The following is a 15,928-nucleotide window of genomic DNA, read 5'->3' as shown; positions in this document are numbered from 1 at the left end:
GATTTCCTTAACGATTCATAGGAACAGGAACGACCTCATTATTGTTATCCATAACCACACCGGCATTCAATCTCTGTTGCAACATATGATCCTGAATATAACTGTTGATCCTGCGACGTTGCTCAATCAACTGCTCATTGGTATAGCCCTGTGGCTGCTGAACCGGCCCGGTTTGCAGGCTAACCGGTGAGGCGCTGCCCACCAAAGGACGGGTAATAAGCACAGGGGATGCAGGATCCTGGCTTTCAGGTGACTGGTTGTAGTTCTGAACACCAACAATGGCAACCATGGCAACGGTGGCAGCAATCGCATACTGGCCAAACTGCTTGAACATGGGGATCACTCTAGCACCGCTGGCAATCTGACGCTGAGGCTCATCGGCCACAGATACCGGGGTTGAGCTGACAGGTGCGACAATCGCCGGCTCCTTGTCGATAGCGGCCGCAATACTGGCGGACAGATCCAAGGGGATAGCGGAAGGTAACTCGCCACGCATGGCATCACCGATAAGATGATAGTTACGCCACTTGTCGTGAGAAGCAGTGTCACCAGCCAGTTCTGCCAGCGTCTGAGCGTCGGTTTCGCCGTCCACTGCCGCAGAAACCCACTCCTGACCTAATTTATCCATTACTCACCTGTCTCTATTAAAGGATCATCTTTCCAGCAAAGGCTGGAGCTTCTTGTCTATGGCTTCCCGGGCACGAAAGATACGGGATCTCACAGTACCTACAGGGCAATCCATCACATTGGCAATATCCTCGTAGCTCATACCATCAAGCTCACGCAAGGAGATAGCCATCTTTAACTCTTCCGGCAGCGATTCGAGAGTGTCGAAGACAGTCTTCTTTATCTCGTCTGAAAGCATCAACCGCTCAGGAGAGGCGAACTCTTTCAGGGCATCACTGCCATCGTAAAATTCGGCTTCATCGGCATCAACATCGTTCGCAGGTGTTCTGCGCCCCTGTGACACCAGATGATTCTTGGCCGTATTTACTGCTATTCGGTACAACCAGGTATAAAAGGCACTCTCACCGCGGAAATTAGGTAACGCCCGATAAGCCTTAATAAAAGCCTCTTGCGCCACGTCTGCTACATCGGCCTGATTCCGTACATAACGGGATATCAGGTTGATGACCTTACTCTGGTACTTTTGCACCAGCAGGTTAAAAGCGTTTTTATCGCCACGTTGTACGCGCTCAACCAGTTGTTGATCACTTGTTTGTCCACTCATCCGAGCCGACTTCTCCCAAATCTTATAATGCTGATTTCTCAGTCGCTCGAATCATATTCACTTATGTAGACTAGCGTGCTTCGAAAAAGTTCTGATGTTTTGCAAAAAATGTACTGTGAATATCCTGAGCTGGGTTGTATCCATCCCTTGCGAGTTGGTTTACCATAACCGAACCCCCAGTCACATCTCATGATACCCGATGAAACAAGTAGTTGAACACCAATCTGACGTCCTGGTCATAGGCAGTGGTGCAGCGGGCTTGACTCTCGCCCTTCACCTGGCTGAAAAAACCAAAGTCATTTTACTCTCCAAAGGTCCTCTCAACGAAGGCTCAACCTATTATGCCCAAGGGGGCATAGCCTCGGTTTTCGACGAGGAGGATACCATAGAATCCCATGTGGCCGACACCTTGGTCGCCGGCGCCGGACTCTGTGATGAAGCCGTGGTAACCTACACCGCCGAAAATGCCCGCGCCGCCATGCAATGGCTGATTGAATGCGGTGTTGCCTTCGATAAGGAAGAAAATCCCGATGGCAGCATCAATGACAGCGCCTACCATCTAACCCGCGAAGGCGGCCACAGCCACAGGCGTATTCTGCACGCCGCCGATGCCACCGGCAAAGAGGTACAGACCACACTGCAGGAGATGGCCCAGGCACACCCCAATATTCTGGTACTTGAGCGTTACAACGCCATAGATTTGATCACCACCCGTAAACTGGGCCGTCCGGGCAACCGGGTATTGGGCGCCTATGTCTGGAACCGTAACCTTGAGCAGGTTGAAACCATCAAGGCCAAGTTTGTCGCCCTGGCGACCGGCGGCAGTTCCAAGGTTTACCAGTACACCTCAAACCCGGATATCGCCAGTGGCGATGGTATTGCCATGGCCTGGCGTGCCGGTTGCCGGGTGGCCAACATGGAATTCAATCAGTTCCACCCAACCTGTCTATATCATTCAGATGCCCGCAATTTCCTGCTGACAGAAGCTTTGCGTGGTGAAGGCGCCTATCTGCGCCGTCCCGATGGCAGTCGCTTTATGCCTGACTTTGATGAACGCGCCGAACTGGCGCCCAGAGACATAGTAGCCAGGGCCATAGACTATGAAATGAAGCGCCTCGGTGCCGATTGCGTCTATCTGGATATCAGCCACAAGGACCCGGAATTTGTCATCAAGCATTTCCCCACCATTTACCAGCGCTGCCTGGACTTAGGGATAGATATCACCAAGGAACCTATCCCTGTGGTGCCTGCCGCTCACTATACCTGCGGCGGGGTAATGACAGATTTTCACGGTCAGACAGATCTCAATGGCCTCTATGCCATAGGTGAGGTGGCTTATACCGGACTGCACGGTGCCAACCGCCTGGCGAGTAACTCCTTGCTGGAGTGTCTGGTATTCGCCCGCGCCGCTTCGACCGATATTCAAAGCCAACTGGGTAAAATTGCCATGCCCGGCAATATCCCGGCCTGGGATGAAAGCCAAGTATGTAACTCGGATGAAGAAGTAGTGATTGCCCACAACTGGCATGAGCTGAGACTCTTTATGTGGGATTATGTCGGCATTGTGCGCTCAGACAAGCGTTTGGAGCGTGCCCTGCGCCGCTGCGCCATGCTGCAACAGGAGATCCAGGAGTATTACAGCAACTTCCACGTCAGCAACAACCTGCTGGAATTGCGCAACCTGGTGCAAGTGGCCGAGTTGATCATCCGCTGCGCTATGGCCCGCAAGGAAAGCCGCGGCCTGCACTGTAATATCGATCATCCGCAGAAACTGGAGAATCCGCAGCCGACCATTCTGCAACCTGAATAACTTGGGCGGGAATGAGTTCAGTTAGCGGACTTTGAGCGCTGCAACAATAGACGACACAGGTGACGATAGTCTGTGTCGTCAAACATATCGGCAAACAGCCAGCAACGCCCGTAGTTATCCTCCCCCTGATAGGTAAAAGTCACCACAAAGGGGCTGACCCAAGGTCTGCCACTAAGTTCGAAACTCGAACCGGGTTCGAACTGTCCTTCACCCAATTCATTAAGCCAGAAACAGAGTTGCCAGCAGCGCAAACGCCACAGCGCAAGGCCAAAGCCTGCCAGCATTAGCAGTAAACATAGGTATTTGAACAATAAATAGAAAGGATAATCCAGCGCCGGCCAGGCAAGAAAGCTGCTCAGGCAAATAGCAGCCAGCACCGTCAGACTCAGATACTGGCTGAAGGAAGAACTGAGTTGAAACCTATGGCGCTGCCCGGCCACGAACGCGCACTACCATCTGTGCCAGTTGCGGATCCGGACATTGCTCATGCCCCATAAACCAGGCAAAGAGCTCAGGATCTTCACACTCAAGCAGACGAACAAATAAGGCCTTATCCTCAGGGCTCAGAGTCTCGTAATGCTGTTCCACAAAGGGTTGAAACAGTACATCAAGCTCCAGCATACCACGGCGACATGCCCACTTAACTCTGGGGGTACTCATCAAGTCAGACACCTATCATGCTCCAATCAAGAATTTTGTCGCAAGTTTACATTCTGGCGTCTGCGCTGTCGAATATCCGCCTTAATCATCCACCCGTATCAGAACTGCTGCACCTGAAGGTCACGACCGGCGAACAAGTCACCAAAATCGGTTTCCAGCAAGCGCTGCACCGCCGGATGCTGGATCATCCGCTCGGCGAACATCACATGATATTCCTCTTTGATCTCCATGGTTTCACCGAGCAGACGTATGTTGTGCTCGAGAATATCTTGCTGATAGATGGAGGGGGCGACAAATATCCCCTTACGGAAATAGCCAAAGGCCTTCATCATAGCCGCATCGTCAAACTCACCGAGAATCTTGACATTAAGGCGTTTCTCATCAAACCAGCGATAGAGTTGCTGGCCCAGAGAAGTACGCCGGCTGGGGATCAGCAAGGGCCCCTCTTCCAGACACTCGGGAAAGCCACTTTTAAACTCCTGCGCCGAGAAGAAGGCAATACCGCACTCCCCCAACTTCTTGGAGAGAATTTCCGGATACTTGAGAGACTCACCGGCGCAGTCCGACAGTATCATATCCAGTTTATGCTCCCTGAGCCTGGCCATCAGGCTTTCGTGGGTTGCCTCATAACAGGCCAGGTGCATGGAACTGTTGGCCGGGATCACCGACATCAGCACCCGACTGGCCAACGCCTTGGAGAGAGCATCGGCAATACCCACCTCAAACAGGATGGATTCATCCTTGCGATAGTTGAGCACATCAAGCATCTCATAAGAGAGGCTGAACATTTTGTCGGCGTAACGAAACACCAGCTCGCCCAATTCAGTAGGGGCCAGGTTGCGCCCCACCCGCTTGAACAGACTCCCCTTGAGCCTTTCTTCCAGCGTCCTTATCTGGCCGGTAATGGTTTGGGGAGTTAAACAGAGTGTCTCGGCAGCCTTGGTCACTGAGCCTTGCTTATGCACCATCCAAAAATAATACAGGTGGTTGTAGTTCAAATGAGACATAGGCTGCCCCGACTCCTTACTTCAAACGCTGACAGTCCAGCAAATTATTTACGGCAAGCTGTAGTGTATCTATATCCTTGACCTCACCGCTTTCAAAGGCTTCGCTGATACCCTGTACCAGTTGATCCCTATCCGGGATCCTGTCCAGGCAATACTTGCGATTGGCTTCCTGAAAGCGCTTTCCTCCCCGATACTTAAGGGCGCGGGCTTCATAGCCGTTGCTGTCCAGGCGAGCGCCTACCGCTTGTGGCTTATACATGAGGGCACCATCAACAACGCCTTCGAGGTAACTCTGACACAGGGCTGCTTCCTTGTCTGCAATACAGGCTTCTATCTGTGACGCCTGAGCCAAAGGGGCTAAGCCCGCCAGAATGAGTCCGGCCATTATGCTTGTTTTCATTCCTTTTCTCCTTTTTCAGGTAACACTTTTGACAGCCAGAAATAGCCCACGACTGCCGCCAACATAGATCCGATCAGGATCCCCAACCTGGCCAAATCGCTATAGACAACGCCACCATGCTCAAATGCCAGAGAGGCAATAAACATCGACATGGTAAATCCTATACCGCACATCACAGCCACAGGCATGATATGGCGCCAGGCAATGCCCTCAGGCAACTCAGCCAGACGCAACTTAACCGCAATAAAACTGAACAACACCACACCAATCGGCTTACCGAGCAACAGACCCAATGCAATACCCAGAGGTACAGGCGATACCAGGCTTTCCAGCGACATGCCCCCCAAGGCTACCCCGGCGTTGGCAAAGGCGAATACCGGCAGGATCAGGAAGGTGCTCCAGGGGTGCAGCGCATGCTCCAGGTGCTCGGACGGTGAACCACCTTGCTTGTCGCGCAGCGGAATACAGAAGGCGATGATCACCCCGGCCAAAGTGGCATGAACCCCGGACTTGAGTACGGCGACCCAGAGAATGGCCCCCAGTACGCCATAGGCTCCAAGCGCGGTCACACCGCGGCGGTTCAAGGTAACCAAACCTATGACGGCAGCGGCGGCAATCAAGAGGCTGATCATGGATAGATCACTGCTATAGAACAGCGCAATAATAACGATTACACCCAGGTCATCTATGATTGCCAGCGCCAGCAAAAACACCTTGAGCGCCACGGGAACCCGGTTACCCAAAAGTGCCATGATCCCCAGCGCAAAGGCGATATCAGTCGCGGCCGGAATCGCCCAGCCCCCCTGAGTCACAGGATCATTGGCATTGAACAGCAGATAGATAGCGGCCGGAACAACCATACCACCTATAGCGGCAAAGGTTGGCAGAGATGCCTTGGAAACACTGGACAGTGCCCCCTCCAGCAACTCACGTTTGACTTCCAGACCAATCAAGAGAAAGAACAGCGCCATCAGACCATCGTTGATCCACAGCAGCAAGGGCTTGTTGATATCCAGGGCCCCGAGACGCAACTGCATCGGGGTATCCAGAAAACCTTGATAGAGGCCGGAAAGCGGTGAATTAGCCAGGACCATAGCCAAAGCTACAGCAATCAATAACAAAATACCGCCGGCAGATTCCTGGCTCAGGAAATTCCGAAGTGCCTTTTCCATACTAAACTCCCAAAAACATAATTGATTTGAGTGTAGTAGATGGATTTAAGTAAGTATAATCGAAAGTTTCTAAGGAATACCTCGAGATATGCGAAGTATTCCACGAAAAACCCGGTTTAGATAGCGACAGGCGCCTTAATATGAGGATGAGGTTCGTAACCGGACAACTCGAAATCTTCGAATCGGTAGTCAAAAATTGATTCGGGTTTACGGGTTATTTTCATTTGCGGCAAAGGCTTGGGCTCACGGCTGAGTTGCAGCGCCGTTTGCTCCATATGATTGGAGTAAAGGTGGGTATCACCGCCGGTCCAAACAAAATCGCCCAATTCAAGATCACACTGCTGCGCTACCATCATGGTCAACAAGGCGTAGCTGGCGATATTGAACGGCAATCCCAGGAACACATCACAGCTGCGCTGATACAGCTGACAGGACAACTTGCCATCGGCTACATAAAACTGGAAGAAGGCATGACAAGGTGCCAGCGCCATCTTGTCGAGCTCGGAGACATTCCAGGCCGAGACAATCAAACGTCTGGAATCCGGCTGTGACTTAATCTGCTCTATCACCTGAGTGATCTGATCGATATGACCACCATCGGGCGTTGGCCAACTGCGCCACTGAGCGCCGTAAACCGGCCCCAGATTACCGGCCTCATCGGCCCACTCATCCCAAATCGTCACTTTGTTTTCACGCAGATAGGTAACATTGGTGTCCCCTTTCAGGAACCAGAGCAGCTCATGGATGATGGAGCGCAGATGGCACTTCTTGGTGGTCACCAAGGGGAACCCCTTACTGAGGTCAAAACGCATTTGGTAGCCAAATACAGAGCGGGTTCCCGTGCCGGTACGGTCACTCTTGTCGGTACCGGAATCTAAAATATGTTGCATTAAATCAAGATATTGCTGCATTACTGCTTGTCCTTCACCACGCCGGCCTGCGGCGCATTACGCATTAACAGATAGAGTCCAAAGAGGATCATGGGCACTGACAGTATCTGTCCCATGGTCAAAAAGCCCAAATAAAGCCCGAGTTGGGCATCTGGCTGTCTGACCGTTTCCACTATGCAGCGGAAGATACCATAGCCGAGCAAAAACATCCCGGACACGGCTCCTGTCTTGGGACTGCGTCTGCTGAACCATTGCAGCAAAATAAACAGCGCTACCCCTTCGAGGGCAAATTGATACAGCTGCGAAGGGTGACGAGGCTCGGGGCCGCCGGAAGGAAACACTATTGCCCAAGGTACATCTGTGACTCGGCCCCAAAGCTCGCCATTGATAAAGTTACCAAGACGCCCGGCGCCCAGGCCAATGGGCACCACGGGGGCCACCATATCCGCCACCGCGAAGAAGCTGCGCTTCTGTTTCCAGGCGATGTAGAGCATGGCCAGAATAACCCCCATCAAACCGCCGTGGAAGGACATGCCGCCTTCACTGATCTTGAATAGGTACAAGGGGTCTGCAATAAAGAAATCCAGATGGTAGACAAGCACATAACCTATGCGGCCCCCCAGGATCACCCCGAGAAAAGCGTAAAACAGCAGATCCGATACCTGTTCGCGGCTCCATACCCCCTTGGATCTGTCAGCCATACGGTTGAGCAGTATCATAGCGGCCAAAAAGCCCAGCAGATACATGAAACCATACCAACGCAAAGCCGGTTCAAAAGTCTGGCCGAACAGCTCAAAGGGGCCAAAAGATACGATCACAGGATCAATATTGGGAAATTCTAAAGCCATAACAGAAAGACGATTCCTAAATTAACTACGGCGCAGATCAGGCCAGAATAAGTTTAAGACCCACAACAACCAATAAAAGTGCAAATATTTTCTTCAGTACCGGCGTCGGCAAAGTGCTGGCCGCTTTTACACCCACAGGCGCCACCAACATTGAGGAGGCAATAATGCCCACCAAAGCCGGCAGGTAAATGTATCCCAGAGTGCCGCTTGGCATATCCGGGGCATTCCAGCCTGCGATAACATACCCTAAACTCCCCCAAAGGGCGATGATAAGGCCGGTAGCCGATGAAAAACCCACCGCCTGACGCATCTGCAGCCCACACCAGGTGAGGAAAGGCACCAAAAGCACCCCACCACCAATGCCCATCAAGGCGGCAATAATGGCAATAATCGCCGAGACTATGAGTAAAACGGGAAATGGCGGCAAGCCCTCTTTCGCCGATGGGCGAAAAGGGAATGCCATCTGGACGGCCATTAATATTACAAACACGGCAAAGGCGCGGCGCAGATCATCGGCCGGGATCAATTCGGCGATAAACCCCGAACACAAGGCCCCCAGCGCCAGACCAGGCAACATGGATTTAAACAGTGGCCAGGGAATATTGCCGTGGCTGTGATGGGCGCGGGCCGATGAAAAAGAGGTCAAAATGATGGCCGCCAACGAAGTGGCAATGGCAACATGGGGCAACTGCGCGGCGGGAACTCCCACCTTGGGTAAAATATACAACAGCGCCGGCACCACAATAAGACCACCGCCTATCCCCAACAAGCCGGCCATAAAGCCGACAAAGGCCCCCAACGCCAGACAAACACCGAATACCCAGAGAAATGTGTCCACAGAGGTTCCTTAATTCTTGTTGTTATTCCATACACCCGCCACGGCAGGTTCAGTTGAGAATGGCCGCCAGCTCTCTTTGCCCCAAATAATCGTGCACCAGTTGCCGCACTTCACTGCCGCTCCTGAGTGTCAGCGCCTCGGCCAACAACTGCTCGAGTTCACTGCTGCGCACTCGCCGCAGCAGATAATTTATTCTGGCCAAACTCCCCTGGTTCATACTCAGGCGGTTATAGCCCATGGCGACAAGCAGCAAAGCGCCGCCGGGTTCACCGGCCAATTCGCCACAGACACTGGCACCTAGGCCATATTGACGGCAGGTCTCCCGCGCCTGTTTCAGTGAACGCAATATCCCAGGATGATAGCTGTCAAACAGGGCGCTGACCCTGGGGTTGTTGCGATCTACCGCCAACAGATATTGGGTCAGGTCGTTGCTGCCGACGGAAACAAAATCAACACGCTTGGCGACTTCATCCAGTTGAAACAGCAGCGCCGGCACCTCCAGCATAATGCCGACCTTGGGTCTTTTCAGCTCAGGGTTCACATCCGACTTAAGCTCGGAATAAGCCTGTTCGATATATTCCAGCGATTGATCTATCTCATCGAGATTACTGACCATGGGCAGCAAAATATGCAGTTGCTCACCGCTGCCGCTGGCCTGGAGCATGGCGCGAATTTGCACCAGAAACAGCTCGGGATGGTCCAGCGACAAGCGAATGCCACGCCAGCCCAAAAATGGGTTTTCCTCCTTGATGGGGAAATAAGGCAAGGGTTTGTCCCCGCCCACATCCAGGGTGCGCATCACCACGGGCCGACCGGACGCCGCCTCCAGCACCTGGCGATACACCTTTACCTGCTCAGACTCGCTGGGAAAGCGCTGTTGCAACATGAAGGGGATTTCGGTGCGATACAACCCAACACCATCGGCGCCTTCGGCGATTTCCGAGGCCAAACCGCTTAGCAATCCGGCGTTCATGTAAAGGTGAATACGCTTGCCATCGACCGTCTCGGCCGGCAGGTTCAGCTCTCTGGCGTATTGCCGCTGCAACGCTCTCTCGGCAGACAATAAACTGCGGTACTCACCGACCACGGCCGGAGACGGTGACACCATCAGCTGACCGCGAGTGGCATTGAGCACCAAAAGCTTCTTGTCGATGTCGGCAGCCAAGACCTGGTCGACCCCTGTGATGGCCGGTACACCCAGCGCCCGGGCCAGAATAGCGGCATGGGAGTTGACCCCGCCAAGCTCTGTCACTATCCCGGCCAACTTTTGCCGCGGAAACTCGGCCAACAAGGTAGTATCCGCCTCACGGGTCACCAGAATAACCGGCTTATCGGCATTGAGCTCCAACCGTTCCGGCTCAATCAACTGGCGCAGCACCTTCTGCCCCAGGTCACGGATATCGCTGGCCCGCTCTTTGAGATAGGGGTCTTCCATCGCCATAAACTGGGTGATGTAACGCAAAGACACGCGACTGACCGCCGACTCGGCGCACCAACCCGCAAGCACCTCATCGCGATATTCGCCCCCAAGGCTGGCCTCTTCCAGCAAGAGTTGCAGCGCCGAGAAGATAGACACCACCTCTTCATCCTGCTCACGGTCAAAACGCTGTGCCAGGGTACTCAGGGTGTTACGGCAACGCTCGATTGCTGTCTTGAGGCGCTCAAGCTCATTGGGGATATCTGCTGCGGTTTGATCCGGCTGCTCCAGTGATATCTGCCCGCCCAGCACCAAAGCATGGGCAATGGCGATACCATTGGAGGCCGGCGTGCCCTGAAACAGGATTTGCAGCTGATCTTCCTTGACGCTGGCTTTTTGTTTGAGGCCGCGAATGGCCATGGCCAACTGCGCCGCCAGCGTCATTAGAAAGGCTTCTTCCCCTTCACTGAACTGACGGGCACTGGGCTGCTGCACTACTATGACGCCAAGCAACTGTTTCTGATAGATAATGGGCGCGGCGAGAAAGGCGCGATATTCCTCTTCGGCCACTTCGGGAAAGAGTTTGAATCTGGGATGGGCTCTGGCATCAGCAAGGTTGATAGCTTCTTCACGCTCGGCAACCAGGCCTACCAGACCTTCGGTCAACGGCATGCGAACCCGGCCGACGGCACTGGGTTCCAAGCCATCTGTGGCGGAGAGGACCAACTCATTTTTATCCAGAATATAGATAGAACAACACTGAGTGCTCATGGCGGCCTTTATCTGGCCGACCAATAGCTCAAGGGCAGCCTCAAGATCCCTTGCGGCCGCAACTGCCTGAGTAATATCCCTGAGCGTGTTTAACACCTGTTCCCCCTTTCGATATCAAACCTCAGCCTGCTGCTCTTTGTCGTCCCCGTCGGCGTGAAGGCTCCCGTGTCTGCAATGCCAGAGCCGTGGTGGCGAACTCTTTCATAACCTTACGGTAGACGTCACGTTTAAAAGATACGACCTGACGCACAGGGTACCAATAACTTACCCAGCGCCAGTCATCGAACTCAGGATGGCCGGACGAATTCAAGTTGACGGCACTGTCCTGACTCTTGAGCTGGAGCAAAAACCATTTCTGCTTTTGGCCGATACAGACAGGCTTGCTGTCCTGGCGCACCAAACGCTTTGGCAATCTGTATCGCAACCAGGAGCGGGTGGATGTCAGTATCTGCACATGTTCCGGCCTGAGCCCTACTTCTTCATACAGCTCTCGATACATGGCATCTTCAGCGGATTCACCGTCATCCAATCCCCCTTGGGGAAACTGCCAGGAGTGCTGACCGAAACGCCTGGCCCACATTACTTGGCCAAATCTGTTACAGATAATGATGCCCACATTTGCGCGAAAACCGTCGCTGTCAATCACATGGACTCCGAAAAAGCGATAAATTTCAATGATTCGATTGTTTCACAATCCCACGTCGGCAGCAATTCTCTATTTACGGCTTTTTCTCTGGATAAGCAAATGGAGTTTCCCACTTTATCAACAACCGCTCTGCCATGTTTGAGTGGATATCCACAAAAACTGTGGATATCTCTGTTTGAAACTCGACTGAACTTCTGGAAACGCTGTTTTTTGCAACCCTTACAGTCTAAGCCCAAAAGTAAAAATCAAAACAAAATCACTTTAAATACAAAAAGATAGATACATAAAAAAGAAAGCAATCGACAGCAACCCTATCAACAGAGCACTTTTTAACCAACGAGTAATCAGAACCGACTTGCGGGCAATATCACAAAACTTTATTCACACCCCATGGCCAAAAACTTGGCTTAAAGGTCCAAAATGGTGTCAAAACCCGGTTGACACTCACCATTATTTGCTTTATTGAAGCCAAAAATACTCAGTTATCCCAAAATGTTGTGGATAAGTTTGTTGGCAACACAGGGGAAATCGGCGAGTAACTCAGGAAAACCATTATTCGGCGGTCAACCAAAAACACTTTAGCCAATAAAAACATTAAGATACAAACTTGCACACAGGGGATTGGCTTGGTTTGCACAGTGGCGGTCGGTTTTTGTACAACCTTGTTATCCAGTGCCGCTCAGGTAAAATCAGCGCCATGAAAACCAATATCATGCCGCCAAGCTCATTGGCACAACTACTGCAGCGCGCTGACGATATCGCCGGGCTGACTCTTGGACAGCTCGCCGAATCCTTAGGGGTAGCCGTGCCCAGAGACTTTCGCCGCGACAAAGGTTGGACCGGACAACTGCTGGAACTGGCATTGGGGGCGACAGCGGGCTCCAAACCTGAGCAAGACTTCCTGCATCTTGGGGTAGAGCTTAAGAGTATCCCGATAGATGAGCGCGGCATGCCGCTGGAAACCACCTATGTTTGTGTCGCGCCGCTGACCAATATCTCAGGACTGCGCTGGGAACAGAGTCTGGTGTATCACAAGTTGCAGCGGGTACTGTGGATCCCGGTTCAGGGAGACAGAGAACTTTCTCCGGGTGTTCGACGTATCGGCTCACCGCTGCTGTGGGAACCCAGCACAGAGGAAGACAGGCTATTGCGCCAGGACTGGGAAGAGATCATGGAGCTTATCAGCATGGGCAAAGTCAGCAAGATCACCGCCAGGCACGGTGAGGTATTACAGCTCAGACCCAAGGCGGCCAACAGCAAAGTGTTGACCGAAAGTATTGCCGAAGACGGCAATATCCAGATGACAAACCCAAGGGGCTTTTATCTCAAGACCCAGTTCACCAAAGGACTACTTGAGCGCTTTTTTGGCTGATATCGACTCTAATCCGCACTTGCCTTGATTAAGATCACAATTACCGCTGGAAATCAGAGGGGTATATTCTATAAACTAGCGCATCCTGAGAAGGCCCCTTAAATTTAGGATAGATTTCACCTCGTGAGAGCGCGTCGCCAGGCCAAAAAGCTTCTGTTTGCCATTATGGCATGGACGGGAGCCATGGCAGCTTTTGTATTTTTTCGCTATGCCCAAACCACTGAGCTGCCTCAGTGGGCTGTCGGCTCGGCGGATCTCGCGACCCTGGCCGCCTACATGGGAGTAATTTTCGGCAGTCTGCATTGGATGTCGAACCTGATAGCCGATTTCAGTGCCATCAATCGCCTGCCCTACGTCTTCTCCGTCATCTTCAAAGGGCTGTTTCTGCTCTTGGGCGCCACTACTTTGGCTTATATGACCCAGTACCTCAATATGTGGGCCATAGAGAACCATATGGCGACCTTGAGACAGATGCTGACAGTGCATATCCTCTATAGCCCCTCATTCCAGGCGCTAATCATCTATCTGGTGGTCGTACGGGTCGGGCTCGCCTTTATCGAACAGATGGCCCTGCTGGTGGGGCCCAGGATCCTGCTGAATATAGGTCTGGGTAAGTATCATAAGCCCAGATACGAGCAGCGACTGTTTCTCTATCTCGATATGGTGGCTTCCACCACCCATGCCGAATCTCTGGGGGATTACCGCTTCAGTCGACTGATCCAGGACAGCTTCAGCTTACTTTCCGACACAGTCACCAACAATGATGCCGAGATCTATCGTTACATGGGTGACGCTGTGCTCATTCACTGGCCATTGGAAGACGGCATCATCAACGACAGATGCATGAACATCTACTTTGAATTCAGCCAGCAGCTCAATTGGCAGCGACGCTATTTTGAAGAACATTACGGCTTTGTTCCCAAGTTCAAGGCGGCAGCTCATTGCGGCCAAGTGGTTGCAGCCGTGGTTGGGGTGCAAAAGCAGGAGATCAGTTTCTTCAGCGACGTGCTCAACACCTTGGCGAGACTGCAGGATCAGTGTAATCCCTTAGGACAAAGGATGCTGCTCTCCGGCGCGCTGGTAGCGAGGCTGGAAAACGACGACAGTGAGTATCAGCTCACCAATCTGGGACCGGTCAAGCTCAAGGGAAAACAACACTCCATTGAAGTTTTCGGGGTTAAGCCCAAACAAGGTAATCAGTCATAAAAAACGGCCCATCAAAGGGCCGTTTTTTATTGATATGGATTGAATCCAAGCCTAAACCTGCTGCTGCAGCTGCTGCTGGATCTCCAACCCCAAAGTTCTGAAGGTCAGGATCCGGCTGGTTGTCTGACGCCACACCAAGCCTATCTCACGAAATGGTGCCTCCCCTGGAGGGCTCATCACCGCAAGATCCGTGTCTTTCAATATCCCTGCATCTATTGCCATCTGCGGCAGGAAAGTCGTGCCCAGTTTACTGTTCACCATCTGTACCAAGGTATGCAAACTGGTGGCGGCGAAAGGATTGACCTTGGCGCTGTCACCCAGCTGGCAGGCACTGATGGCATGACCGGTAATGCAGTGCTCACTCTGCAACAGAAAAATACTCTCATCCGGCAGCGCCTGATAGTCCACCGGTTCATGAATATCGGCAGACAAGTCCTTGTGCACCACCATCTTGAAAGGGTCTATACCCACCTTCATGCTGTGATAGCCGGAAGTATCGGCCGGCAGAGCTAACAACAACAGATCCAGCTCGCCCTTACCCAAGGCAGTCAACAAACGCTCTGTGGTGTCCTCTTTCAGCAGCAGACTCAGATCCGGATAGGACTTCTGGCACTGCTTAACTACACGGCTCAGCAGGAACGGAGCAATGGTGGGAATACAGCCAAGCCGAATCTCCCCTGTCATGGGTGCGCCCTGGTTCTTCACCAGCTCCACCAAATCGTCGACATCGGTCAGAATCTTCAGCGAACGCTGCACCACTTCTTCACCAATAGCAGTAAACATAAAGGACTTGTGGTCCCGCTCGATCAGCTGATAGCCCAACTGCTCTTCCAGATTCTGGATCCCGCTGGAGAGTGTCGATTGGCTCACATGGCACACCTTGGCCGCCCGGTTGAAGTTCTGCTCCTGATGCAGATTCACCAGATAATAGAGGTTTTTCAAACTGGGTAAGTGTTTCATTTTGTCGATTACCAATTAAGTAATGCATTAGAAAGTTCTATCTAATCTAACACAAAAAGTCTGCCGAGCAGCAGTATCAGATCAGGAGTGTGACCGAGGCGATAAATCATCCAGGTAAGAAATCCATTGCTGAAGCGGAAATAGCAGAAAACCCAAGCCTTGACGGCTAAGGTTCAGGTATTAGAAAAGGGGTAGTGGCGGGAGTTTCTGAGTACCTTGGCAGCGCCGGAGTTTCTCTCCGGCACCCAAGGCCGGAATTTATGCTTTGGCTTCGAGGAAAGACTTAAGTTGCTGCAGATCTTCACCGGCATGTTCAACAATGATTGTCAGCCACTCTTTGTGCCCGGCTTCCCATTCTGCTTCTTCACCGTGTTGCAGTTGCTGTGCTGTCTGTTGGATCCGTTTCAATCCTACAGAGCCGGCAGCACCTTTGAACTTGTGAGCCTCGGCACACAGGGTATCCTTGTCTCCGGCCGCCTCGGCCTTTTGCAGGTTTGCGACATACTCTGGCAGCAACTGTTCAAATAACACCACACTCTTGAGTAAGGTGCCGGCACCTATAGCACTACAGTACTGCTCCAGGGTATTGAGATCTAAGATAGTATCCAGTTCAGTTGTGGCCATGAAGGCGCTCCTCGAATGTGTCAGATTTACCACATCATACCCGCTAAAATTGCAGGTGCAACTTATAGGCGTCAAA

17 protein-coding genes are annotated in these 15,928 nt (G+C 52.4%); 3 read left to right on the top strand and 14 right to left on the bottom strand.

Features of this window, described 5'->3' with window-relative positions:
• Positions 1-7 precede the first annotated feature (7 nt).
• Together ACSHSR_RS05795 and rpoE are read right to left on the bottom strand one after the other, a co-directional pair.
• The gene (locus ACSHSR_RS05795; protein ID WP_479631336.1) at positions 8-628 is read right to left on the bottom strand and encodes a sigma-E factor negative regulatory protein; all 621 of its coding nucleotides are present in this window, start codon (positions 626-628) and stop codon (positions 8-10) included.
• Positions 629-652: 24 nt separating this feature from the next.
• The gene (gene rpoE / locus ACSHSR_RS05790) at positions 653-1,231 is read right to left on the bottom strand and encodes an RNA polymerase sigma factor RpoE (protein ID WP_025010551.1); all 579 of its coding nucleotides are present in this window, start codon (positions 1,229-1,231) and stop codon (positions 653-655) included.
• Positions 1,232-1,430: 199 nt separating this feature from the next.
• Here rpoE and nadB point away from each other — a divergent pair, with 199 nt between their 5' ends.
• Complete coding sequence (gene nadB / locus ACSHSR_RS05785) at positions 1,431-3,041, top strand: L-aspartate oxidase (RefSeq protein WP_025010550.1); 1,611 nt, start codon at positions 1,431-1,433, stop codon at positions 3,039-3,041.
• Positions 3,042-3,058: 17 nt separating this feature from the next.
• Here nadB and ACSHSR_RS05780 read toward each other — a convergent pair whose 3' ends face one another.
• The 10 genes from ACSHSR_RS05780 to rppH all read right to left on the bottom strand — a co-directional run bounded on the left by ACSHSR_RS05780 (position 3,059) and on the right by rppH (position 11,690).
• The gene (locus tag ACSHSR_RS05780; RefSeq protein WP_025010549.1) at positions 3,059-3,481 is read right to left on the bottom strand and encodes a protein YgfX; all 423 of its coding nucleotides are present in this window, start codon (positions 3,479-3,481) and stop codon (positions 3,059-3,061) included.
• A complete protein-coding gene (locus tag ACSHSR_RS05775) occupies positions 3,462-3,701 on the bottom strand; it encodes an FAD assembly factor SdhE (protein ID WP_028779782.1) in 240 nt (79 codons plus the stop codon). Before ACSHSR_RS05775 ends, ACSHSR_RS05780 begins: the two co-directional genes overlap by 20 nt.
• Before the next feature lie 98 nt (positions 3,702-3,799).
• Entirely contained in the window at positions 3,800-4,708 is a 909-nt protein-coding gene (nhaR, locus tag ACSHSR_RS05770; protein ID WP_025010548.1) for a transcriptional activator NhaR, read from the bottom strand.
• Positions 4,709-4,724: 16 nt separating this feature from the next.
• The gene (locus ACSHSR_RS05765; RefSeq protein ID WP_037474378.1) at positions 4,725-5,108 is read right to left on the bottom strand and encodes a hypothetical protein; all 384 of its coding nucleotides are present in this window, start codon (positions 5,106-5,108) and stop codon (positions 4,725-4,727) included.
• Positions 5,105-6,280, bottom strand: coding sequence for a Na+/H+ antiporter NhaA (gene nhaA, locus ACSHSR_RS05760; protein ID WP_025010547.1), 1,176 nt, complete (start codon positions 6,278-6,280; stop codon positions 5,105-5,107). Before nhaA ends, ACSHSR_RS05765 begins: the two co-directional genes overlap by 4 nt.
• A gap of 116 nt (positions 6,281-6,396) precedes the next feature.
• Entirely contained in the window at positions 6,397-7,191 is a 795-nt protein-coding gene (gene thyA / locus ACSHSR_RS05755; RefSeq protein WP_071238278.1) for a thymidylate synthase, read from the bottom strand.
• Positions 7,191-8,018: a prolipoprotein diacylglyceryl transferase gene (gene lgt, locus ACSHSR_RS05750; protein WP_071238279.1), complete on the bottom strand. Its 828-nt coding sequence runs from the start codon at positions 8,016-8,018 to the stop codon at positions 7,191-7,193. Before lgt ends, thyA begins: the two co-directional genes overlap by 1 nt.
• Before the next feature lie 37 nt (positions 8,019-8,055).
• Positions 8,056-8,856: a sulfite exporter TauE/SafE family protein gene (locus tag ACSHSR_RS05745; protein WP_062793821.1), complete on the bottom strand. Its 801-nt coding sequence runs from the start codon at positions 8,854-8,856 to the stop codon at positions 8,056-8,058.
• 49 nt (positions 8,857-8,905) lie between these two features.
• Positions 8,906-11,140 (bottom strand): phosphoenolpyruvate--protein phosphotransferase, encoded by a 2,235-nt coding sequence (gene ptsP, locus ACSHSR_RS05740; RefSeq protein ID WP_221058973.1) that lies wholly within the window; start codon positions 11,138-11,140, stop codon positions 8,906-8,908.
• A 25-nt stretch (positions 11,141-11,165) separates the two neighbouring features.
• The gene (gene rppH, locus ACSHSR_RS05735; protein ID WP_025010542.1) at positions 11,166-11,690 is read right to left on the bottom strand and encodes an RNA pyrophosphohydrolase; all 525 of its coding nucleotides are present in this window, start codon (positions 11,688-11,690) and stop codon (positions 11,166-11,168) included.
• A 697-nt stretch (positions 11,691-12,387) separates the two neighbouring features.
• Between rppH and mutH the strand changes: the two genes are divergently transcribed.
• Positions 12,388-13,062, top strand: coding sequence for a DNA mismatch repair endonuclease MutH (mutH, locus tag ACSHSR_RS05730; protein WP_208184962.1), 675 nt, complete (start codon positions 12,388-12,390; stop codon positions 13,060-13,062).
• A 123-nt stretch (positions 13,063-13,185) separates the two neighbouring features.
• The gene (locus ACSHSR_RS05725; RefSeq protein ID WP_025010540.1) at positions 13,186-14,268 is read left to right on the top strand and encodes an adenylate/guanylate cyclase domain-containing protein; all 1,083 of its coding nucleotides are present in this window, start codon (positions 13,186-13,188) and stop codon (positions 14,266-14,268) included.
• A 51-nt stretch (positions 14,269-14,319) separates the two neighbouring features.
• On the opposite strand, the gene oxyR is transcribed toward ACSHSR_RS05725, so the two are convergent.
• Positions 14,320-15,228: a hydrogen peroxide-inducible genes transcriptional activator OxyR gene (oxyR, locus tag ACSHSR_RS05720; RefSeq protein WP_479631335.1), complete on the bottom strand. Its 909-nt coding sequence runs from the start codon at positions 15,226-15,228 to the stop codon at positions 14,320-14,322.
• A 258-nt stretch (positions 15,229-15,486) separates the two neighbouring features.
• Entirely contained in the window at positions 15,487-15,852 is a 366-nt protein-coding gene (locus ACSHSR_RS05715) for an Hpt domain-containing protein (RefSeq protein WP_025010539.1), read from the bottom strand.
• Between the last annotated feature and the right edge of the window lie 76 nt (positions 15,853-15,928).

It is taken from the genome of Shewanella sp. VK101 (genome assembly GCF_056497865.1).
Note: the sequence above shows the minus strand (reverse complement) of the source record. Positions and strands in the feature narration are given on the sequence as shown.

Coding starts and splice junctions, on each gene's coding strand:
- nhaR (WP_025010548.1), bottom strand. CDS start 4,708: ATGTCTCATTTGAACTACAACCACCTGTATTATTTTTGGATGGTGCAT.
- rpoE (WP_025010551.1), bottom strand. CDS start 1,231: ATGAGTGGACAAACAAGTGATCAACAACTGGTTGAGCGCGTACAACGT.
- ACSHSR_RS05775 (WP_028779782.1), bottom strand. CDS start 3,701: ATGAGTACCCCCAGAGTTAAGTGGGCATGTCGCCGTGGTATGCTGGAG.
- nhaA (WP_025010547.1), bottom strand. CDS start 6,280: ATGGAAAAGGCACTTCGGAATTTCCTGAGCCAGGAATCTGCCGGCGGT.
- nadB (WP_025010550.1), top strand. CDS start 1,431: ATGAAACAAGTAGTTGAACACCAATCTGACGTCCTGGTCATAGGCAGT.
- ACSHSR_RS05765 (WP_037474378.1), bottom strand. CDS start 5,108: ATGAAAACAAGCATAATGGCCGGACTCATTCTGGCGGGCTTAGCCCCT.
- oxyR (WP_479631335.1), bottom strand. CDS start 15,228: ATGAAACACTTACCCAGTTTGAAAAACCTCTATTATCTGGTGAATCTG.
- ACSHSR_RS05715 (WP_025010539.1), bottom strand. CDS start 15,852: ATGGCCACAACTGAACTGGATACTATCTTAGATCTCAATACCCTGGAG.
- lgt (WP_071238279.1), bottom strand. CDS start 8,018: ATGGCTTTAGAATTTCCCAATATTGATCCTGTGATCGTATCTTTTGGC.
- ACSHSR_RS05795 (WP_479631336.1), bottom strand. CDS start 628: ATGGATAAATTAGGTCAGGAGTGGGTTTCTGCGGCAGTGGACGGCGAA.
- thyA (WP_071238278.1), bottom strand. CDS start 7,191: ATGCAGCAATATCTTGATTTAATGCAACATATTTTAGATTCCGGTACC.
- mutH (WP_208184962.1), top strand. CDS start 12,388: ATGAAAACCAATATCATGCCGCCAAGCTCATTGGCACAACTACTGCAG.